At 58.4% G+C, this 20767-nt stretch carries 17 protein-coding genes and 1 pseudogene; 6 read left to right on the top strand and 12 right to left on the bottom strand.

Translation table 11 applies throughout. From position 1 onward, the window contains the following. Positions 1-100: 100 nt before the first annotated feature. The 3 genes from uriT (at position 101) to QP909_RS07550 (ending at position 3198) form a co-directional block, all read left to right on the top strand. On the top strand, positions 101-1525 hold the full coding sequence (uriT, locus tag QP909_RS07560) for a uridine transporter UriT (RefSeq protein ID WP_284766761.1): 1425 nt from the start codon (positions 101-103) through the stop codon (positions 1523-1525). Positions 1526-1534: 9 nt separating this feature from the next. Next, positions 1535-2476, top strand: a complete 942-nt coding sequence (gene uriH / locus QP909_RS07555; protein ID WP_284766760.1) for a uridine-preferring nucleoside hydrolase UriH — start codon at positions 1535-1537, stop codon at positions 2474-2476. Positions 2477-2688: 212 nt separating this feature from the next. Beyond that, complete coding sequence (locus QP909_RS07550; protein ID WP_284766759.1) at positions 2689-3198, top strand: gluconokinase; 510 nt, start codon at positions 2689-2691, stop codon at positions 3196-3198. On the opposite strand, the gene QP909_RS07545 is transcribed toward QP909_RS07550, so the two are convergent. The 6 genes from QP909_RS07545 to QP909_RS07520 all read right to left on the bottom strand — a co-directional run bounded on the left by QP909_RS07545 (position 3195) and on the right by QP909_RS07520 (position 9980). Then, a complete protein-coding gene (locus tag QP909_RS07545; protein WP_284766758.1) occupies positions 3195-4589 on the bottom strand; it encodes a GntP family permease in 1395 nt (464 codons plus the stop codon). The two genes, QP909_RS07550 and QP909_RS07545, sit on opposite strands and share 4 nt — an antisense overlap. A 174-nt stretch (positions 4590-4763) precedes the next feature. Beyond that, positions 4764-5381, bottom strand: a complete 618-nt coding sequence (locus tag QP909_RS07540) for a M48 family metalloprotease (RefSeq protein WP_284766757.1) — start codon at positions 5379-5381, stop codon at positions 4764-4766. A 176-nt stretch (positions 5382-5557) separates the two neighbouring features. Then, positions 5558-6679, bottom strand: a complete 1122-nt coding sequence (locus QP909_RS07535; protein WP_284766756.1) for an ABC transporter ATP-binding protein — start codon at positions 6677-6679, stop codon at positions 5558-5560. Positions 6680-6725: 46 nt separating this feature from the next. Next, positions 6726-8045, bottom strand: a complete 1320-nt coding sequence (locus QP909_RS07530; RefSeq protein WP_284766755.1) for an ABC transporter substrate-binding protein — start codon at positions 8043-8045, stop codon at positions 6726-6728. Positions 8046-8126: 81 nt separating this feature from the next. Then, entirely contained in the window at positions 8127-8972 is an 846-nt protein-coding gene (locus tag QP909_RS07525) for a carbohydrate ABC transporter permease (protein WP_284766815.1), read from the bottom strand. Positions 8973-8999: 27 nt separating this feature from the next. Further along, positions 9000-9980: a carbohydrate ABC transporter permease gene (locus tag QP909_RS07520; RefSeq protein WP_284766754.1), complete on the bottom strand. Its 981-nt coding sequence runs from the start codon at positions 9978-9980 to the stop codon at positions 9000-9002. 259 nt (positions 9981-10239) lie between these two features. Between QP909_RS07520 and QP909_RS07515 the strand changes: the two genes are divergently transcribed. The 3 genes from QP909_RS07515 to QP909_RS07505 all read left to right on the top strand — a co-directional run bounded on the left by QP909_RS07515 (position 10240) and on the right by QP909_RS07505 (position 15010). Then, positions 10240-11457 (top strand): amidohydrolase, encoded by a 1218-nt coding sequence (locus tag QP909_RS07515; protein WP_284766753.1) that lies wholly within the window; start codon positions 10240-10242, stop codon positions 11455-11457. Between the two features lie 513 nt (positions 11458-11970). Further along, positions 11971-13281 (top strand): threonine/serine exporter family protein, encoded by a 1311-nt coding sequence (locus QP909_RS07510; protein WP_284766752.1) that lies wholly within the window; start codon positions 11971-11973, stop codon positions 13279-13281. 409 nt (positions 13282-13690) lie between these two features. After that, on the top strand, positions 13691-15010 hold the full coding sequence (locus QP909_RS07505; RefSeq protein ID WP_284766751.1) for an MFS transporter: 1320 nt from the start codon (positions 13691-13693) through the stop codon (positions 15008-15010). A gap of 264 nt (positions 15011-15274) precedes the next feature. On the opposite strand, the gene QP909_RS07500 is transcribed toward QP909_RS07505, so the two are convergent. From QP909_RS07500 to QP909_RS07475, 6 genes and pseudogenes are all read right to left on the bottom strand, one after another. Further along, a complete protein-coding gene (locus QP909_RS07500; protein WP_284766750.1) occupies positions 15275-15565 on the bottom strand; it encodes a YrhK family protein in 291 nt (96 codons plus the stop codon). 57 nt (positions 15566-15622) lie between these two features. Next, positions 15623-16942 carry an amino acid permease gene (locus tag QP909_RS07495; RefSeq protein WP_284766749.1) on the bottom strand — a complete coding sequence of 440 codons (1320 nt, stop codon included), beginning with the start codon at positions 16940-16942 and terminating at the stop codon, positions 15623-15625. A 161-nt stretch (positions 16943-17103) separates the two neighbouring features. After that, positions 17104-17274 (bottom strand): annotated as a pseudogene (locus QP909_RS07490) (glycine betaine ABC transporter substrate-binding protein); the annotation flags it as partial. A 138-nt stretch (positions 17275-17412) separates the two neighbouring features. Then, positions 17413-18804 carry a hypothetical protein gene (locus QP909_RS07485; protein ID WP_284766748.1) on the bottom strand — a complete coding sequence of 464 codons (1392 nt, stop codon included), beginning with the start codon at positions 18802-18804 and terminating at the stop codon, positions 17413-17415. 502 nt (positions 18805-19306) lie between these two features. Further along, positions 19307-20044 (bottom strand): sulfite exporter TauE/SafE family protein, encoded by a 738-nt coding sequence (locus tag QP909_RS07480; protein WP_239278727.1) that lies wholly within the window; start codon positions 20042-20044, stop codon positions 19307-19309. Positions 20045-20089: 45 nt separating this feature from the next. Further along, entirely contained in the window at positions 20090-20752 is a 663-nt protein-coding gene (locus tag QP909_RS07475) for a TIGR03089 family protein (RefSeq protein ID WP_239278728.1), read from the bottom strand. Positions 20753-20767: the final 15 nt, after the last annotated feature.

Raw genomic sequence — 20767 nt, 5'->3', positions numbered from 1 at the left:
ATAGCTGGTGGCGCTAAGTGGGGTGTCCTGCGCAACACCAAGGAAGTTGAGGCATGCTTCCCACTATGGAGCGGAGGATTCATCAACTACATTTAAAGCCATGACTTCCACCACCTCCGAGCCGCCAAAGCTCCAGCCCAGCTCCTATATTCCATTGATGTTCGCACTGCTTACGGCAGTGTTTGCTTTCCAGCTCAATGCGTCGATGCTCTCGCCTGCCTTGGCGACGATGGAAAATGAGCTGGGTGCCACCACCGCACAGATTGGCCTAACGCAGACTGCGTTCTTTACGGCCGCGGCATTGTTCTCGCTGTTCCTACCGCGCTGGGGCGACCTCATCGGGCGCAGGAAGGTCCTCGTCGGCATGATGGCGGTTGCTGCGCTGGGCTGCGTGGCTTCCGCCATCGCGCCCAACGTCGCCGTGTTGCTTATCGGCCGCATCATCCAGGGCGTGGCCGGGCCGACCGTCCCGCTCTGCCTCATCATGCTGCGCCAGCAAGTACTCAATGAGAAACAATACGCGCTGCTGCTGGGTATTGTGACCTCGGTAAACGGTGGTATCGCGGGTGTTGACGCTTTGGCCGGCGGCTGGCTGGCGGGCAACTTTGGCTACCGCTCGGTCTTTTGGACCATGGCAGTACTATGCGCCATCGCGGTAGTAGCAGTCCAGGTATTTACCAAGGAATCCACGGCCACCGAAACCCCCCGCATGGACTGGGCGGGTGTGCTGCCCCTGGCCGTGGCGCTGGGTTGCGTTCTCACCGCATTCAACGAGGCCGGCAAGCTTGCCGAGGCCAATTGGTTCCTCGTCATTGTCCTTCTTCTCATCGGTGCCGCCGGCTTCTGGGCCTTCTGGAATGTGGAGAAGAAGGTCGCTGACCCGCTCGTGCCGGTGGCTTACCTCAAGCAGCGCCGCACGTGGGCGCTGCTTTCTACCACGTTGCTTACTATGACCGGCGTCTTTGCCGTGATGAACGGCCTAATTCCGAACCTCGGCCAGGACACGGATGCCGGTGCCGGCATTTCCGCCAGCACCATTTCCTGGGTCACCCTTACCCCGTACGCCCTCGCTGGCCTAGTCTTCGGCCCGATTGCCGGTTGGATGGCCTCCAAGTTGGGCTATAAGTACGTCCTGCAAACTGGCCTCATCGGTACCGTCGTAGGCCTGGTTATCTCCATTTTCGTGGTGGGCGTTCCGAATGCGTGGACCTTGCTCTTCGTCTCCATTTTCTTGGGCGTAACCTACGCGGGCATTGCCAATATCATGCTCAACGGCCTGGGCATTGTGCTCTCGCCGGCCGATAACCAGGGCTACCTGCCAGGCATGAACGCGGGTGCCTTCAACCTCGGCGCGGGCCTGTCCTTCGCTGTGCTCTTTGCGGTTTCCGGTTCCTTCGAGCACGGCTACCGCGCGGGTATGATTGCCGGCGTCATCATCCTTCTCGCGGCCCTTGCCCTGTCTTTCCTCATTCCTCGCCCTGAGTCCATCGATGACACCGTGGCGGCGGTCAACGCCCGAAAGTAGGCTCGTGGCATGACGCGAAAAATCATTTTGGACTGCGACCCCGGCCACGATGACGCGGTGGCCCTGCTCCTAGCTCTGGGCAACCCCACCATTGACCTACTGGGTATTACCACCGTTGGCGGCAATCAGACCTTGGATAAGGTTTCCCACAATGCCCTGGTGGTCAAGGAAATCGCCGGGCACCCGGAGGTTCCGGTTTATGCCGGCTGCGATCGTCCGCTCGTGCGCCCGGTCGAGGTTGCCGAGGCCATCCACGGCTCCACCGGCATGGATGTCGAGGGCGTCCAGCTTCCGGAACCAAGCACCGCGCTTGCCGACGCCCACGCCATCGACTTCATCATCGACACCATCATGTCCCATGGGCCCGGCACCATCACCCTGGTGCCCACCGGCCCGCTTACCAATATCGCGATGGCCGCGCGCAAGGAGCCGCGCATCGTCGAGCGCGTTAAGGAAGTAGTCCTCATGGGCGGGGGCTACCACGAGGGCAATTGGTCCCCGGTTGCCGAATTCAATATCAAGATCGATCCCGAGGCCGCCCACATCGTCTTCGAAGAGCCTTGGCCCGTCACCATGGTCGGCCTCGATCTCACCCACCAGGCGCTTGCCACCCCAGAGGTCGAAGCCGAAATCAAGGATCTGGGTACCCCAGTCTCAGAATTCGTCGTGGGCCTCTTCGGCTTCTTCCGCAAGGCCTACCAAGCCAACCAGGGCTTCGATAACCCACCGGTCCACGACCCGTGCACCATCGCCTACCTCATCGATCCGGATATTGTCCAAACCCGCAAGGCCCCCGTCCACGTCGAGCTTGCCGGCGCACTGACCACCGGCATGACCGTCACTGATTTGCGCGAGCCTGCCGACGCCTCCTGCCACACCCAAGTCGCCACCACGCTCGACCACGCCGGCTTCTGGCGCCTTGTCACCGACGCACTCAAGAACCTCGCCTAGGCCACCATCGCCACGCATTCGCTGTGCGTCCGCTACGCGGGAACCCAACTTTCAGCCACGTTATCGCCCTTGAATCACCAGTTTGAGGCAATAACGTGGCTGCTTTGTATCTTGAGAGAAATGTTGACCTCGACACTAGATGCGGCTACTTAACCTGAGTTCGAGGGGTCGGCCTAAACTTGAAAGGAACACAATCAACCCAAGGAGCCACCATGAACCAGCACAGTTTCCGCCACATCGTAGTAATGGGAGTATCCGGCTCGGGCAAGACAACGGTGGGGGAGGTGCTGTCGCCGTTGGTAGGTCTGGAGTACCGCGATGGCGATGATATGCACCCCAAGGCCAATATCGACAAGATGGCTGCGGGGACACCGCTCAATGATGCGGACCGGGAGCCGTGGCTGAAGCAGATTGGTCAGTGGCTGGCAGATAGGCCACAAGGTGCGATGGTGGGCTGCAGCGCGCTGAAGCGCAAGTACCGGGATCTGATTCGCGAGTACTGCCCAGCCGTGGTGTTCGTTCACGTGCACGGTGACTTTGACGTGCTGCATGAGCGGATGCAGCACCGGCCGGGGCACTTTATGCCAGCATCGCTCTTGCAGTCGCAGTTCGATACCTTGGAGCCGCTGGAAGAAGACGAAACTGGCCGCGTCTTTGAGGTGACGCGGCCAGCCGAGGAGATTGCCGAAGAGGCTGCTGCTTGGATTAAGTCTGGTGCCTAAAAGAGCGCTGCTACTGCGTAGAGCACCAAGACCAAGGCAAAGCCGATGACGGAAATCAGAATTTGGTTGACCGTCCAGGTCTTCAGCGTGGTGACCGTATCCATGCCCATCAGGCGGCCGACGAGCCAGAAGCCGGAGTCGTTGACGTGGGAACCGAAGACAGAACCGGCGGCGGTGGCCACGACGATCAGGGCAAGCTGTAGCTCATTGAATCCGCCAGCTTCCACGGCGGGAACCATGAGGGCGGCGGCCGTGGTTAGTGCCACGGTGGCCGAACCTTGGGCCAGGCGCAGCGCCACGGCGATGAGGTAGCAGGCAAGGATGACGGGAATGCCGAGGCCGGAAAGCGAATCGGCCAGGGCGTCGCCAATGCCGGAGGTACGCAGAACGCCACCGAACATGCCGCCGGCACCGGTGATGAGCACGACGGAACAGATGGGGCCAAGCGAGGAATCGATGAGCTTTTCCAGCGCGGTCTTGTCCACGCCGCGGCGCGGCCCCAAGACCACGAGCGCGACCAGCACCGTAATAAGTAGCGCGATAGGCGTCTGGCCAAGCATGACAAAGAACCGCACCCACGCGGCGTCGGCATCGATGGTGCCATAGGACGCCAGGGCATTGAGGCCGGTGTTGAAGAAGATGAGCACCATCGGGATGAGCAAGAGGCAAATCACCGTTGGGGCAGAGGCGGGCTTAAGGGGTTGTTCTTCCTCAGAAAGCACCGGGCCGGCGATGGCATCAGTGACTTTCAGCGGGAATTTCTTGCCGGAAAGCAGGCCGAAGCGGTAGCCGGAAATATACCAGGTAGGCAGCGCAAGCAGCAGGCCAACGAGGAGGACGAGGCCAAGGTCAGCGCCGTAGAACTCACTCGCCGCCACAGGGCCTGGGTGCGGCGGCAGGTACACGTGCATGACAGAAAACGCACCGGCGGCCGGCAGACCAAAGGCCAGGACGGGGCCGTCCAAACGGCGAGCAACGGCGAAGATCACCGGCAGCATCACAATCAGGCCGGCGTCGAAGAAGATAGGAAAGCCCATGATCAGCGAAGCCAGGCCGAGCGCAAGGGGTGCTTTGGATTCGCCGAAGCGGTGAACCATGGCGTCGGCAAGCGATTTGGCGCCACCGGAGGCCTCCACCAACCGGCCAATCATGGCACCCAGTCCCACCAGCAACGCCACCGAGCCCAGCGTGGAGCTAAAGCTTTCGGTCATGGTGGGCACAATGCCCTCGAGCGGAATGCCCGCAGCCAGCGCCGTGAGCGCCGAGACCACCAGCAGGGTGAGAAAAGCGTGGAGCTTGAAATAGATGACCAGCACCAAAATCACGGCGATGGCGGCCACCGCAATGCCTAGCAGCGGGCCGGTTGACAGGGTGGGTTCCCACGTATCCATAAAGCGGGCTCCTTTTCTTATGCAAACCTTTGAATAACGGCAACGTTAGCAGCCGCCCCGCTTGCCGACGTCCCCCTTCCTCCAAATGCGACCCAGCCGACACCCCTGATGGGGCTGGGTATATAAAAATCCCCTAGGCGCCGGTACAGGAACCTAGGGGAGGGTGCAGGCAGTTTAGTCGAACTGGCCTTGAATGACAGCCGCCGCATCCAGCGGAGTCACGTGGTAGGAGATGGGGTTCTGGTTGGCGCCGGCCATAAGGGCGCCGGCGCAGGAGTGGCCCGCGCCCATCATGTGGCCCAGCTCGTGGGCGATGGTGCCCTGGACTGCCTCTGGGTACTGGGCATTAGGAATCTTGATGAAGACCATCTTGTGGTCCGGGTAGGCGGCGCCCTGGACGTAGCCGTTCGGGTCCGGCTTGTAGATGATGGCGACGGTGTCATCGTCAGCCTCGGAAGGCTTTACTTCCTTCAGGGAAGCCTTGCCCTTGAGGGCCTTGTTCCACTCGGCTACCGCGGCATCCAGCTGCTTGCGGTACGGGAAATCGCCGACCACCTTGTACTCCAGCACGCCGTCCTGGAAGTAGGGCTTTACGGAGTCCTCATCGTGGAGGATAGAAGGATCCGGGACCGGCTTGCCATCGTTAGCCAGCTTGGTGATGGTCTTGCAGGTGCCCGGGGAGATGAGGGAGCGAACTGGGTCGCTCTTAGCACTAGCGGCCGGTGCGGCGACGGTGCCGAGGATGGCGGAAGCGGCCAGGGTGGCGGCAGAAAGCTTCTTGAAAGAAGGCATAGGCAGTGAGTTACCTTTCGGTTGGTTTTAAGGTTCGCAGAGTGCGATATTCCCAGCAATATCCGTGGTAAACGGCATTGTGTGGGTGTCTTATGTGTGCGGGCATATATCAGTGTCTTATTGTCTACAAAGGGAAAAATAAGAAAATGGGGAACTTACTACCTCTTTACCGCCTTCTAGTTCAATCGCTCCCCAGTGGTGGTGCTAAACAAATGCACGCGGTCCGGGTCGGGGGAAACGTAGAAAGTATCGCCCACCGCATAGCGGCCGCGGGCATCAACCAGGATGCCGGTCTGGCCACCCATCCGGGTCGAGGATTTGAGGACGCCGTCGGCGGAGCTGTTGCCGGTGGCGTCGTTAAGCTCGCCATAGACATAGGTCTGGTTGCCCAGCTCTTCGACGTGCGCGACGGTGAACTTTGCCCCGCCGTTGCCGGTATCGCTTAGCTGCCAGTCTTCCGGGCGGATGCCCACCGTGACGGTCTCCACGCCCTCAAAGTTGTAGTTTGCCAGATTGATGCGGGTAGAGCCGATGGTGAGCTCAGAGGAGTTATGGGTGAGGTCGTAGATATTCATCGCCGGGGAGCCAATGAAACCGGCAACGAAGACATTCTGCGGGCGGTCATAAATGGTGCGGGTGGTATCCACCTGCTGCAAGACGCCGGCATTGAGAACGGCGACGCGGTCACCCATGGTCATCGCCTCGGTCTGATCGTGGGTGACATATACGGTGGTGGTACCAAGGCGGCGCTGCAGGTTAGAGATCTGCGCGCGGGTGGAAACGCGCAACTTGGCATCCAGGTTGGACAGCGGCTCGTCCATGCAGAATACGGCCGGTTCGCGAACGATGGCGCGGCCCATGGCCACGCGCTGGCGCTGGCCGCCGGAGAGGTTTGCTGGCTTGCGGTCCAGAAGGTCTTCCATCTGCAGGATTTCCGCGGCCTCGTGCACGCGGGATTTAATCTCGTTCTTCGGGACCTTGCGGTTTTCCAGCGCGAAAGACATATTCTGCGCCACGGACATATTGGGGTAGAGGGCATAGTTCTGAAAGACCATGGCCACGTCGCGGTCCGATGGGCTGACCCCGGTGACGTCCTTGCCGCCGATGCGGATGGAGCCGCGGTCGGTGGGCTCGAGACCTGCCAGCATGCGCAGGCTGGTGGACTTGCCGCAGCCGGATGGACCGACGAGAACTAAGAATTCGCCATCGGCAATATTCAGGTTAAGGCGGTCAACGGCGGGGCGTTCCGCGTCCTTAGAGTAGATGCGGCTTGCGCCATCGAAGGTGACTGTAGCCATGGTTACCTTTCAGAAACTAGTGGGGGAGAGGCGGCTGCGAGAGCCACTAATTGATGACGGTCTTGACCTGATTGTCGTAGATGGACTGCAGGGTCTTCTGCAGATCGGTCAGGACCTTGGTCACGTCATCGCGGTTGGTGACGATCTTTTCAAAGGCGCCGCCGATTTCTTGGTCCGCGCCGGGCAGGAAGACGCGGGCGTTATCCTGCGGGCGGGTCTCAGGCAGCTGCTTGATGGCGGTTTCGAAGTTCGGGTTCTCCTTCATGAACTTCTTCTGGTCCTCGTTGTCCACCGCGGTGGAGCGCACCGGCATGTAGCCCACGTTCTGGGACCAGTAGCAGGTGTTTTCCTCATTGGTGATGAAGTCAATGAGCTTGATAGCAGCCAGCTGGCGGTTCTTGCTAATGCCAGCCGGGATGGCCAGGCCGGCACCACCGGTGGGGCAGGCGCCGTCGCCAGTCGGATTAGGCAAGAAGGCGGTGCCGAGCTCGAACTTGGCGGTATCGGTCAGACCCGCCAGGTCGCCGGTGGACAGGACGGTGGCGGCGGCGCGGCCGGTGCCGAACTCCATGGCCATGTCATTGCCCACGTAGGAGTAACCGTTCTTCTCATCGGTGATGTCCTTGAGCCACTCGACGGCCTTGATGGTCTTGTCATCGGTGAACTTCAAGTCCCACTCATCGGAATAAGCGCCGCCCTTGGACCATAGTGGGCCCTGGAAGATCCACCCTAGGTAGTCCACGGCATCGCCCCAGCCGAACGGCTTCATCTTGGAGTCCGCCTCGGCCAGCTTCTTGGACCACTCATCCATCTCGTCCCAGGACTTCGGGCCGCGGTCCGGCAGGCCGGCCTTCTTCCAAGCGTCCTTGTTGTAGTAGAACAGCGGCGTGGAGCGAGCGAAGGGGAGAGCAAAGTGGCCGCCATCGTAGTTGTAGTCCTCATAGAGCGGCTGCACATAGGTAGACAGGTCGATGCCTGCTTCCTTGGCAAGGTCGTCTACATTGGCGATCTGGCCGTTGATAGCAAAGTTGTACCACCAGACGTCAGACAGCACCACGATGTCCGGCAGGTCCTGGCCGGTGAGTGCAGCGTTGAACTTCTGTGCTGCTTCTTCGTAGTTCTTGCCGGCATCAACGAGGTTGACCTTGATGTCCGGGTTCTCCTTTTCAAAGCGGGAGATGATCTCCTTCTCAATATCCTTGGAGGTGCCCGGGTGGTTGGACCACCAGGTCAGTTCGGTGACTTCACCGTCGCCGCCCTTGTCGTTGCCACCCTGCGGGTTGGTGGAAGAGGTGCCGGCACAAGCGGCGAGTGCGGTTGCAGAAGCGGCCGTGGAGGCCAGGGCGAGGAATTTGCGGCGTAGCATGTAGTTCTCCTTAAAAAGCGTGGTTAAGGGGCGGAAAATAAAGCAAGCAGAAACGGCGAGCGTGGGTGGGGAAGAAGCCTTCTAACCCTTCACGGCGCCAGTGGTAAGGCCTTGAATCATGTACTTTTGCAAGGCCAGGAAGATGATGACCATCGGGATGATGGTGAGAATGGTGGCGGCCATTACCGGACCCCAGTTGGTCACACCATCGTTGTTTTGCAGCATGGTCAGGCCCACCTGCAGCGGGGCGACGTCCTCCGTATCCGCCATGAGGAACGGCCACAGGTAGGTATTCCATTCATTGACCATGGTGATGACGGAGAAAGCAGTCAGCGTGGGCCACGAAACCGGTAGCAGCACTTTGGTCAGCAGGCGGATGGGGCCGGCACCGTCCATGCGGGCGGCTTCCACCAGCTCATAGGGCAGGGACAAAAAGTGGTTGCGCATCAAGAAGGTACCGAAGGCCACACCGGCTAGCGGCACGATGATGCCCACGAAGGTATTGCGCCAGCCCAAGGAATTGACCAGGGCGTAGTTGGAAATGACGGTGATTTCGCTCGGCACCATGAGCGAGGAAATCACCAGCAGGAAAACCAGATGGCGGCCGGGGAAGCGCAGGATGGCCAGCGCATAGGCGGAGATGACTCCCAGCACAATCTTGATGATGGACAGCGCCGCGGTAATGAGCACCGAGTTGCGCAGGTAGGTCCAGAACGGAACACGGGTGGTGGCATCGGAATAGTTCTCGGTCTCCCACACTGGCGGGAGCCAATTGACCGGGTCGGTATAAATATCGCCCTTGGCCTTAAACGAGGTCATCAGAATCCAAAATAGCGGCAGGCCAATGAGCAGCAGGACCGCTAGGATGCCCAGGTAGCCGCCGAGGAGCTTGGCGCGGCGGGTAGCGGGGGATTCATCCGTGACCATGTGAAGGGTAGAAGTAGCCATGTTGGGTTAACCTCGCTTATCCATGATGCGGACCTGGATCAGGGTGATGATGAGCAGGATGAGGAACAAGATGGTGGCGGCGGTTGCACCGTAGCCGGCGCGGAAGTTGACGAAGGTCTCGTTGTAGATCTGGAAGACCAGCGTCTGCGTGCCATTGCCCTGCGGGCCACCACGGGTCATGACGTTGATGATGTCGAAGACCTGCACGGAATTAAGCAGCACCGTAATAGATAGGAAGAAGGTGGTATTGCGCAGCTGCGGCATGGTCACACGCCAGAATTTGCGCCAGCGTCCGGTGCCGTCGATAGCGGCAGCTTCATCCAATTCCTTATCTAGGCCCTGCAGCGCCGCCAAGTAGATGACGAAGGTATAGCCTAAGTTTTTCCACACAAAGGTGAAGGTCACCATGAACATGGCCCAGCCCGGTACGGCGTAGAAGTTGGGGGAGTCCACGCCGAACCAGCCCAAGAGTTCCTGGATGAGGCCAAAATTGGGGTCGAAGACGAATTGGAAGGCAATGCCAATGGCCGCGCCGGAGATGGCATAGGGGGCAAAGACCACCGAGCGCGCAAAGTTGCGGCCCTTAATGTTTTGGTTCAGCAGCAAGGCCAGCGCTAGGCCGATGACCATGGAGCCAATCACTGCGAAGAAGGTAAAGACCAGGGTGTTGAGCACGATGGTCTTCGTGTCATCGCGGCTAAACCACTCCACATAGTTATCCAAGCCCACGAAGGTGGAGGTGGGGCTGGAGATATTCCAATTGAAAAAGGAGAGGCGGATATTGTCCAGTAGCGGCCGGTAGGTAAATACGGCCAGCAGGATCAGGTTGGGAGTAAGCAGTGCTGCAGCCAGCAGCCATTCCTTGTGTCGGTTGCGAGCGGCCTTGCGAACGAGCGCCGCTGAATCACCGGGGCTTTCCGCGCGTGCGGGAGATGCGGTTGTAGTGCCGGCGCCACCGGCACCGAGAGAGTCTTCCTGAAAAGTCACTCGGTCAATCTAGGGCGGGCAGGTGACGCCCAGCTACACAGAAAACAAACTTCTGATGAATAATAAGAAGCCGATGAGTTAAAGATGGACGCGTCATCAAAGATTCTATAAAGCCGCAGCGTAACCGCCTATGGTGCCAGTCGCAGCGCCGACCAACTATGTCCGGCATTACAAAGATGCCCCGCTTGCCGACGCCCACCTTCCTCCCACCCCACTACACTGGCCCCTACAATCCACCACGAGCCCACAGGAGGAAGCAATGTCTGTCCGTACTGTTTGCAGCAACTATGACTCCGTCAAGGTGTGGCAGGAGCCGCTGTATAAGGATCTGCACCAGCACCCGGAGCTGTCCATGCAGGAAGAACGCACGCTGGGCATTATCAAGGACAAACTTGCCGATCTCGGCTTCCATCAAATTGACGTAGGCGGCGGCGTGGTCGGTGTCCTAGAAAACGGTGCCGGGCCTACCGTCATGCTGCGCGCGGACTTCGATGCCCTACCGGTTGAGGAAGACACCAGCCTAGATTACGCCTCCACCGATACCGCCGTTGACCAGGAAGGAAACACGGTCCCCGTCATGCACGCCTGCGGCCACGATTCCCACGTGGCCAGTCTGCTGGGCATGGGCTCGCTCATGGCGCAGGCTACCGACCAGTGGTCCGGCACCCTACAGCTCATTTTCCAACCGGGCGAGGAGATTGCCGCCGGTGCCCAGTCCATGGTGGATGACGGACTCGTAGACAAGGTCGCCACGCCCGACGTAGTACTTGGCCAACACGTCTTTGCCAGCAACTTTCCTGCCGGCACTGTGGCGCTGGCCTCCGGCCCATTCATGTCCACCGCGGTAAGTATGGACGTCAAGGTTTATGGCCAAGGCTCGCACGGCTCCATGCCGCACCTCAGCGTCGATCCCGTGGTACTGGCCAGCTCCATTGTCATGCGCTTGCAGACGGTCATCTCCCGCGAACTCAACCCCTCCGAATTCGGCGTGTTGACCGTGGGCGCCATCAACGCCGGCTCGAAGGCCAATATCATCCCCTTCGAGGCCAACCTGAAGATCAATGTGCGCGCCTATAGCGAGCAGGTGCGCGATAAAATCACCGGCGCCATCGAGCGCATCGTTAATGCCGAGTGTCAGGCTGCCGGCAGCCCGCAGCCTGCCGAGTTCAGCTACCACGATTCCTACCCGCTTACCAGCAACGATGAGGACACCACGGAGCGCCTTAAGGAAGGCTTTGTGTCCTACCTCGGCCCCGACCGCGTCCTCGACGCTGAGCCCCTCACCGCCTCGGAAGATTTTTCCACTATTGCTCGCGCTTTCGGCGTTCCCTACTGCTTCTGGGTGTTTTCCGGCCGCGAAGAAGGAAAGGACGTCCCCAATCACAGCCCGCACTTCGCCCCGCTGCTGCAGCCCACCCTGCGCACCGGCACCGAAGCCCTTATCGCCGCTGCGATGAGCTACCTAGGAAACAACTAACCGAAACGCAGTATTCGGCCGTACAGCTCCAATGGTGTGTGCGGCCATGCCTTTTGGGATGCGCGCTGTATGAGGTAGCGGGGGAGTAGTCCGCAGGCTCCATAACCGCGAATCTGGTTCATGCATCGCTTTCCGACGCCCACTTCTTCCTCTACGCCCCAACCTGCAGACCTCTAAAACAGCTCCAACGCCCGGGCCTCGCTTGGGGCCACAGGGCGCTGGAACTGGTTCTCTCTATCTCTCTTGCGTTCTCTCGAACACGTAAATTAAAGATAACGCGCTAGGCTGCCATGGGTCTGGTATTTGCCTGTGAATATAGTGGCAATCATTTGACGGAGGGTAAGAAATAGCTCAATCAGGTTACGGGTATCAAGGTGGAGGCTTTTGGATCGATGAGCCTGATTCACAAGAGGCTTCTTTTGCGTAAGATTCTAGGGAAACTACAAGCGCGCTATCGGGTTGGGGTCGACAAGTCTTTAATTGTGCGCCAAGAGCAGTGTCAGAGGAGGAGAGATGGCACAACAATTTGATCCGGAGATGCATCGGCAAATGGGTGTCGAGGCGGACGTTGTATTGCGGGTGGGAATGCTCCTAATGGGTGCCGGCACCTCTGGTTATCGCGTACTTAGAGGGATGAAACGGAGTGCGCGAGCTTTGGGGTTTGACCATCTAGATGCCACAGTGGGTCTGACGCAGATTACCTGTACGTTTCACCGCGGCGAATACTTCCGGACGGTCATTGCTCGGCAACATTCGCCTGCAGTTGATGCCTCTCGGATTGAAGCCTTGGAAGATTTGACCCACAATCGCCTCTACGCTGGGATCACTGCTCAGGAATTAGCGGCGATGCTGGATACTATTGAGCATAATGTCAAAAAGCGCTGGGGCGGTCTAATTCTTTCTTTCGCTGCCGCGATCGCATGTGCGGCGTTTGCGTATCTTAATTTTTTCCCGCTGGAAGCAGTGGGGTTGGTTGCTTTGGCGGCGTTTGCAGGCCAGTTTGTTCGTTATACAGTTCTCCACCGTCACGTTCATCAAATCGGGGGAGTGATTGCTGGTGGTGCGACGGCAAGCATAGTTTTCTTTTTATTGACGGAGATCTTCGGAGCTTTAGGTTCGGTGGAGCCCAGTGAATTGTCCTCGGGTTTTGTGGCGGCCGTTTTATTCCTGATTCCCGGGTTTCCACTTTTCTCTGCTTTGATCGACATAGCCCGCTTTGATCTTGATGCGGGGATTGTCAGGCTGGGGTATGCTTTCACCGTTATATTTACGGCCGCTTTCACGGTCTCTATGGTTAGCTGGCTGACTAAACTTAGTCCTGACCCACCTGCACCTGCACAGGATATGCAGTGGTTTTTGTTGGCGCCGGTTGCAAGTTTTTTAGGAATTGCAGGGTTTGCCTTCCTTTTTAACTCTTCCCGCCGCATGGTCTTAGTAGCGGCGTGCGTTGGAACCGTGGCAAATGAGCTTCGTTTGATTCTAATTCACGCGGGAACGACCATTTTCTTTGCGGCCTTCATGGGTGGATTGCTCATAGGGCTGCTGGGTGCAGTTGCTTCTAAAATGGCGCGTCTTCCCCGTATTACAACGACTGTTCCGGCCGCAGTGATTATGATTCCGGGAGTCACAATGTTTCGAGCGGTGTATTATTTGAATGATGGTCAAATGGATCAAGCATTGGCCAATGTCGCGACCGGAATGATGGTAGTTGGATCTATTGGTGCCGGTTTGGTCTTTTCTCGCCTGCTTACTGATAAGGATTGGGCCTTGGGCCGCCTAATTGATTTTGATAAAAAGCTTCCGCAGAGACCTTCTGCCACATAATGCCAAGGCTCTAGCTAGGGCAGTAAAACGCCTGCGGCCCTCGGAACCTAAAAGGAACCGAGGGCCGCAGGCGTCTCTCTCTACAAGGTGTTTCCATGTATCGGCTTAAAGCCGCCCTCTGGAAACTGAGGGTTCTCTCTATCTCTCTCGTATGCGCTCTCTCAAACGCACGATTTCAGTATGGGGCATTGGGCTGTAGTGCCCATGGGGTCTGGCTGTTGGGTTGCTGTTAGTGGCTGGGAATGGGGTGGGGAGGGCGTCGGAAAGCGGGGCAGGGGTGTAGGTGCGCAACATTGGCGCGTGAAAGTGACGTAGAGCATAGTTGGTTTCTGTAGGGTTGAAGGTATGCGCGCAGTCAGGCTGCGCATGTTTCACATGCTTGTAGAGCTACAGAATTGAGGTGAGGAGCATGTCTCCTCTCACAGCCCAACCCCTAGCCAAGGACGCCGTGCCGGCACAGGTGGAAGATACAGAAGTTACGAAACGCCAACATCGCTCGGCCATTAAGGCGGCGTTCATCGGCACCTTCATCGAGTGGTTCGACTACGCGGCCTATATCTATATGTCCGCGATTATCTCCCGCGTGTTCTTTCCGGAGATGGAAGGCCGCCGCGCGCTGATTATGACGTTTGCGCTCTTCGCGCTGTCATTCCTGGTGCGGCCGTTGGGAGGCATTGTATGGGGTCACTTTGGCGATAAATACGGGCGCATCCACACGCTGACGGTGTCTATTGTGATGATGTCGGTGGCTACCGCGTGCATCGGATTCCTGCCGGGGTATGCCACCATTGGCTTTGCCGCCTCTATCTTGCTGTTGCTGTGCCGCATGGTGCAGGGCTTTTCCGCAGCCGGTGAGTATGCGGGCGCGGCCACGCACCTGGCTGAGATTGCCCCGGCCGGCAAGCGTGGCATCTATTCGGCGGTAGTGCCGTCCGCGACGGCCTCGGGTTTGCTCTTGGGCTCGCTCATTGCGGCACTGCTGACTGGAGTCCTCGATGATGCCGCCCTGGATTCCTGGGGGTGGCGCGTACCATTCCTCATTGCGCTGCCTTTGGGTCTGTATGGCCTGTGGATTCGCCGCAACACGGAAGAGTCCTCCCACTTTGAGGATCAAGATGAGCCGGAGGAATCCCCGCTGCGTGAGGTCCTCAAGTATCCCAAGGCCCTGGCCATTGCCTTTGCGGGCGCGGTTCTCAACGCCATTGGCTTCTACGTCATTTTGACCTACCTGCCCACTTACCTGTCGGAGGAGTTGGGCATGGCCGCGACGCCGGCGTTTATCGCGTCCTCGGTGGCGTCCGCATTCTATGTCGGCTTTGCCCTGCTGACTGGCATGCTTTCGGACCGCTTGGGCCGCCGCACAACGATGCTGTGCGCGGCCGCGTTCATGGGTGTGTCCATCATTCCGGCCTTTATGCTTCTCGATGGCGCCGGGCTCCTGCTTGTCATTATCATCCAGGTCTGCTTGGGCGGCGTGCTGGCGCTTAACGACGGCGTCCTGCCCTCCTTCCTTTCCGAACAATTCCCCACGCACGTGCGCCTGTCCGGCTTCGCGCTGACGTTTAATACGGCCAATGCTGTCTTTGGCGGTACCGCTCCCATGATTGCCACCTGGCTTATTGATGTCACAGGCCTGCAGCTTGCTCCCGCCTTCTATTTGGTGGCTGCGGCGCTGGTGACCGGAACTGCGGTGCTATTCGCTTCGAAACACAATAAGCTGCACCAGTAGCGCTTCGGCACAAAGTAAAACGCCTGCGGCCCTCGGAACCAAAAGGAACCGAGGGCCGCAGGCGTCTCTCTCTACAAGGTGTTTCCATGTATCGGCTTAAGCCGCCCTCTGGAAACTGAGGGGTTCTCTCTATCTCTCTCGTATGCGCTCTCTCAAACGCATGATTTAAGTATGGGGTACGGGGCTGCTACTGCAATGGATTGCGCCTGATAGGTCGCTGCCAGTTGCTGAAAGTTTACTGTTAGCCCCGTCTGCCCATTGCGCCTAGTAGTCGTAACTTTCGGCGGTATTGGCATCTGCCCCAATGCGCTGCAGGTGCGTGCGGCGCTTCAGGCGGATGGCCGGGCGGGCTGCCATGCCTAGGCTGCCGAGAAGATAGAAGACGGTGGCGACCATTGACATGCCGGCCAGCGTCAGCACCGAGCCAAGGATGAAGACCACGGAGATGGCGATGTCATTGGCAATGGAAAACGTCTCGTACTTGTTTTTAATTTTGATTTCGTTGTTCTGCCCGAGCTTGATTTCTAGGTCGGGATCTTTTTCCTGTTCTGACATGATGTCTCCCACCTTGCCAGACAGGAAAAGTCCTTGTCGAGCCACGTTTTTGTGCGATTATTGGAACATTCCCCAGATGGTGGCAAAGAGCACGATTAAGCCCATGACTGCCACAAAGTAGTTGGTCTTTTTACCGCGGAAGCGGGCTAGTGCCTCCACGCGGTAGATGACCCAAATAGGCAGCAGGTAGGTCATGAAGGCGAAGAAGACGCCGCCTACGACAGAAATCATATCCAGGATGGAGGGGTTGAAAATTCCTACTAGAGACGTGGTGATGAAGATGAAGAGGTAGGTCCACAGGTCAAGCGTGCGCGTAGACATCTTCTTTGTGGCCTTCGGTGCAGCCAGGTTGAAGAGGTACTGGGTCCCCTCGATGGTGCCAAGGGCGTGGCCAAAGTAAGAGGAGGCCACCGCGAAGATTACAACAATGGGCGCCATGTAGGCCATAAACGGGGTGCCGGTTTCATTGGCGAAGTAGGAGAGTACCGGAAGGTTCTTGTCATTAGCCTCCTGCATGCCGTCCGCGCCCATGGCCAGGGCGCAGGACCAGACGAAGAACATGGTGAAAAGGGTCAGCAGGATGGCGGAGTTGCGGATGACCTTATCGGACTGCGCGTGGTGGTCCGCGCCGTATTCCTTTTCCATGCCCAGGGAGAATTGGGAGATGGCGGCAACAAAGGAAAAGGAGAAGACCAAGACGGGAAGGATAAGGATGATGGCCTTGAGCACACCGCCGGCGCTGTGATCGCCGGCTTCCATGAAGGAACCCAAGTCCCATTGCGGGATGAGGTAGAGCGATACTGCTGCGAGCGCCACGATGAGCGGGTAAACCACGAACTGGGCAATCTTCAGCATGATGGCATTGCCAAAGGCAAGTGCCAGCGTCATAAGTCCCACGCATAGCGGTGCCAAGATGTAGCGGGAAATTTCCGGTCCGCCTAGTTGGTTGACGATGAAACTATCGACTGTATTAGTAATCGATACGCCGTAAATGAGCACCACCGGGAAGATAGTGAACCAGTAGATGATGGCGAGGATGATGCCGTTGCCGCGGCCGAAGAAGTGGGTGAGTACCGCGAGGACGTCCTCGCCATGCAGCGGCGAGTAGCTAATGATCCAGGAGAAGGCACGGTGGGCTAAGTAGGTCATCGGGAAGATGAGCAGAGTGGCTACCAGTAGCGGGATGAAGCCGAAGCTGCCGGCAGAAATCGGCAAGAAGAGGATACCTGCGCCCACGGCAGTGCCGAAGAGCGTGATTGTCCATTGGCTATTGACGGCCTTATTGGCGGTCACCTGGCTGTTGTTGGGGGTGTCTGCGCCGCCGGTAGTGGGTGAACTGGCCGGTGAAGCGGGCGCATTCGCAGTAGTGTGAGACATAGAATTCATCCTTCAGTACTTGTGAATGAGCTAACATAAACAATCTATCTGAAGGTGTTAGCGAACGAAAGCAAATTTGTGATCTACGTTAAATAAATGTTAAAGACCGCCGCACCGAGGGTGGTGCAGCGGTCTTTGAGAATCTTGTTAAGGTGCCGCAGCTAGTCCGCGATCAGGTCTTCTTCCTTCAAGAAATCCAGCGCTATGGTGGTGCAGTCCTCGCCATCGACGTCGACGCGGACGTTGAGTTCCTGCATCTTTTCGTCGGTAAGCAGCTGCGAAAGAGGAGCGAAGAGCTCTGCAATTTCTGGGTGCTCGTCCAGGGCCTCGGTGGGGGCATCTGGAGCGGAGTGATGACATGTATGGGGAGGGGGACATGAAGGAAGGCCGCCGCACCATTTGATGGTGCAGCGGCCTTCTGGAAGTGACTGGCTAGGAAACTGTGTCCCTAGGGCAGAAGTAGGGTGTTCTTAGAACAGGCCCTCAGCCTTCTTGCCGGTGTCCTTCATGGTGTGCTCGCGGGAGTCAACGTTCTGGTCGTTGTGCTTGGAGTCATCACCCTTGATGCGGGAGGTCTGGGTTACCTCGATGTTGTTGATGAGGCGGCCTTCCTTGGTCTTGCCGTCGCCGAAGTCCAGGTTAGCGATGCGAGCTTCTTCGCCAGCGTTAATCGGGTTAGCCAGGGTTACCTCGAAGGAGCGGGTGGAGGTCTTCTCATTGAAGCCCAAGTCACGGATGTGAGCGCCGTTGGAGGAACGCGGGGTGATGAGGCGGTCAACGCCCTTCGGGCCCTTAACGGTCTTCACGTCAACGCGGAACTGGGTAGCTGGGAACTCGCCGTAGTAACGCTCGGAGCCAACGTTCTTAGCGCGCAGAGCAACGGTGCCTGCGAAGCCAGCGTGCTTAGCGCCGGACACGGTCAGGTAAGGCTCGAGGTCGAGCTTGTGCTTGGAGTCCTTCTTGTCCTCCTTGGCATCGACCTCTTCCTGCTTCTTCTTGTCGGCAGCCTCTTCGTTCTTGCCCTCTGCCTCAGAGACCTTCTCGGTTGCTTCCTTGGCGTTGCCCTCGGAGTCCTTGATTACCTCTGCGTCAGCCTCGAGGTTCTTGTCCTCTTCAACAACCTTCGGGTCATTGACGTCGGTGGTGTTCTGAGCGTCCTTGTTAGGAGCGTAGGAGTCGGACAGCTTGTCGTACAGCTTGACGCGAACCTCGTTCTTTACCGGCTGCATTGCATTCCATGCGGTCGGGGTGGACCAGGTGCCGTTAGGCTTGCAGTACTGCTGGGTGCCGGTCATGTTCAGCACGCGGAAGCCGTAGGTAGCTTCACCGGTGTGGTTTGGCGGAACGTCGTATGGTCCGATGGACTGGCCAGCTTCCCAGGACAGGGAGTAGGAAGCGCTAGCGCCGATCTTGGTGGCGATCTCGTGGGAGATGCCGAAGGAGCCCTCACCCTTCTTGCCGGAGCCCTTGCCGCCCAGGTTCATGGACGTGGTCTCGGTGCGGTCACCGTTGACGGAAAGGGAGATGGACTGAGACTTGGACAGATCCTGCTGCAGCGGGATGTCCTTCTTGGTCTGGTTGGTGGTGGAGATGGTGCCGGCCGGCAGGAAGCGATCGGAGACCTTGTAGACCACGGTGCGGTGGTCCTCCCACGGGTTGCATACCGGGCGAGGGTTCAGGACGTTCGCCTTCTTGTGGTCGGAACCGTGGGTGGTGTGGATGATTGGCAGATCCGGGTTCAGAGCCGGGGTCTCCGGGTAGGACTCGGTCTGGGTAGCTGCGCCAGCCAGCGGTGCCGCGAAAGCGGTGCCGGCGACGATGAGGCCGGCGGTCAGGCCGGTCATGCGACGACGAATCGACATATAGAACTTCTCCTGGGCAGGTAGAAAATGAATGAACTTATGAATGAAATCCAGCAACTCACAGTGTTGCGCTAAGAAAACGCTAAAACAGGCTCATAATTAAGTCATCTCTTAGATGTCTATATATTTACTGGAGCGGAGGGTGGGTATTTTTTATATAGACCAACCTGTTTATTGGGATTTATTCCCGCTAGATGGCTGGCAGTGTGTGAAAAATTATTGATGGATAGATGTATATACAATGGCCGATCGACTTAAATTTGTAACACCCCTAGGTGGGGGTGTTCCTGTGGCTGCGAGAAAGGTATTGGCACCCTGTTGAAAAGTTGTGGACATGTCACAATATGCGCCGTACGCTGCATTTAGGCGGGTGGAAAGAGGTTATAAAATGCCTAAGCGTGAATGTTACGTGACATAAGTTAAAGGCGTTTACATTGCAGAGGTTGACGTGTTCCGCAACTGGAACCTGCCGGGGTCTTCCGCTGAGGGGTAGCGGGTAGGGCTAGAAAAGGGCGGCTTCGGCAATAAGCATGAGCGCCGCGCAGATGGCCACGATGATGACGATGCGGTTGAGGAGGCGCCTATCTATAAAACGGTTGAGGTAGTTGGCGGCAACGAGACCCACGACAACGAGGGGGAAGTAGGCCGCCGCTGCGGTCACCTGAGTGCTGGTGATCTGCCCATTAAACGCCAGAATTATAAGAGAAATTAAGGTTCCGAGGACAAAGGTGCCCGCCAAGGTGCCGCGGGTGCGGTTTGGGTCGAAGCGCTTCATAATCAGCGCCATGGGCGGGCCGCCGATGGAGGTCGAGGTGCCCAGGATGCCGGAGGCTACGCCGGCGATGAGCGTATTGGCGGTGGTGGGGCGAGGGCTCCAGCCCAAGCTGGATAGCGTCATAGCAAGGAGTACGGCGCAACCGATGAAGATGGACAGCCCATCGGGAGAGAGGCTGGCGATTGCCCACGCGCCCACCAGGGAACCGGGAATGCGGGCGAGGGAGGAAATGCCCACCACGCGCCAGGATGTCTCGCGGAAGGTGCGCGCGAGCGTATAGCTGGAAATGCACAGTGCCAGCAGCAGAATGAGCGTGGGCACGAGCTCAGGTCGAATGAGCGCGATAATGGGCGTGGCAATGGTGCCTAAACCAAAGCCGATGGTGCCCTGAGTAATGGTGCCAGCGAGGATGAGGACGCCGATGAAGATAGAGGACCATGCGTCCACAGAGATTCCCAGAAACATAACGAGGGCTAAGTATATCTGGGTCTAGCCTGCATACAGAAACAATTAGAGGCGTGCGGTGGCCTTCTCATTGGCGGCGATTTCCTCTAAGCGCTCGGCCGGGCACATGCCGGCAACGATGACCGCGGAACCGCCAGCGGCTAGGGGCTCGAGCACGGCGCGGGAGAAAGACTCATTATCGGACCAGCCGGTAGAAAGTAGGCGCTCGGCGGTAGCGGGGGCATCGACAAGCTGGGGCAGTGGTTGGGTTTCTCCGAAGTACTGATCGCCGTAGAAGCGCACGGTGGGGCCAAAATCGATGGCGCCGGTGGGAAGCTCCCCGCCGGACTCGACCACGCCGCGGCCAAAGGGGTTCTCGCTAATGAGCACGATGTCGGCCTGGGGCTGGCGCTCGTGGGCGGCCGCGTAGCGGGAAGGGGAGGTAAAGACGACGTCGGCAAGCGCGGCAGACTCGCCAAAGCTATAGGAAGGGCCAGAAGCAAGGGCGCCCAAGGCCACAACGGCCGCCTGCCACGAGGAAGGAAGATCGATAGCGATGGTGGAATCCGCCTCTAGGTCGAGCTCTTCTTCCAGCATATTGGCGATCTTGGCCACCCAATTGTCGAGCGTTTGTGCGGAAAAATCCATGCGCGCGCCGGTGGACTCGTTGTATACGGTAAGCCGCGGGGAGGCGGCATCGGCACGCAAAAGATGGGCGAGTAGTTCCATACCCGCCCATCGTAG

Origin of the sequence: Corynebacterium sp. MSK195, from assembly GCF_030228885.1 — a bacterium.
Classification (GTDB): Bacteria; Actinomycetota; Actinomycetes; order Mycobacteriales; family Mycobacteriaceae; genus Corynebacterium.
The sequence above is the reverse complement of the archived record's forward strand: the minus strand, read 5'-3'. Positions and strand labels throughout refer to the sequence as shown.

Bases quoted from the DNA above. Each gene is read 5' to 3' on its own strand.
- uriT (WP_284766761.1), top strand. From the start codon at position 101: ATGACTTCCACCACCTCCGAGCCGCCAAAGCTCCAGCCCAGCTCCTAT.
- uriH (WP_284766760.1), top strand. From the start codon at position 1,535: ATGACGCGAAAAATCATTTTGGACTGCGACCCCGGCCACGATGACGCG.
- QP909_RS07550 (WP_284766759.1), top strand. From the start codon at position 2,689: ATGAACCAGCACAGTTTCCGCCACATCGTAGTAATGGGAGTATCCGGC.
- QP909_RS07545 (WP_284766758.1), bottom strand. From the start codon at position 4,589: ATGGATACGTGGGAACCCACCCTGTCAACCGGCCCGCTGCTAGGCATT.
- QP909_RS07540 (WP_284766757.1), bottom strand. From the start codon at position 5,381: ATGCCTTCTTTCAAGAAGCTTTCTGCCGCCACCCTGGCCGCTTCCGCC.
- QP909_RS07535 (WP_284766756.1), bottom strand. From the start codon at position 6,679: ATGGCTACAGTCACCTTCGATGGCGCAAGCCGCATCTACTCTAAGGAC.
- QP909_RS07530 (WP_284766755.1), bottom strand. From the start codon at position 8,045: ATGCTACGCCGCAAATTCCTCGCCCTGGCCTCCACGGCCGCTTCTGCA.
- QP909_RS07525 (WP_284766815.1), bottom strand. From the start codon at position 8,972: ATGGTCACGGATGAATCCCCCGCTACCCGCCGCGCCAAGCTCCTCGGC.
- QP909_RS07515 (WP_284766753.1), top strand. From the start codon at position 10,240: ATGTCTGTCCGTACTGTTTGCAGCAACTATGACTCCGTCAAGGTGTGG.
- QP909_RS07510 (WP_284766752.1), top strand. From the start codon at position 11,971: ATGGCACAACAATTTGATCCGGAGATGCATCGGCAAATGGGTGTCGAG.
- QP909_RS07505 (WP_284766751.1), top strand. From the start codon at position 13,691: ATGTCTCCTCTCACAGCCCAACCCCTAGCCAAGGACGCCGTGCCGGCA.
- QP909_RS07500 (WP_284766750.1), bottom strand. From the start codon at position 15,565: ATGTCAGAACAGGAAAAAGATCCCGACCTAGAAATCAAGCTCGGGCAG.
- QP909_RS07495 (WP_284766749.1), bottom strand. From the start codon at position 16,942: ATGTCTCACACTACTGCGAATGCGCCCGCTTCACCGGCCAGTTCACCC.
- QP909_RS07485 (WP_284766748.1), bottom strand. From the start codon at position 18,804: ATGTCGATTCGTCGTCGCATGACCGGCCTGACCGCCGGCCTCATCGTC.
- QP909_RS07480 (WP_239278727.1), bottom strand. From the start codon at position 20,044: ATGTTTCTGGGAATCTCTGTGGACGCATGGTCCTCTATCTTCATCGGC.
- QP909_RS07475 (WP_239278728.1), bottom strand. From the start codon at position 20,752: ATGGAACTACTCGCCCATCTTTTGCGTGCCGATGCCGCCTCCCCGCGG.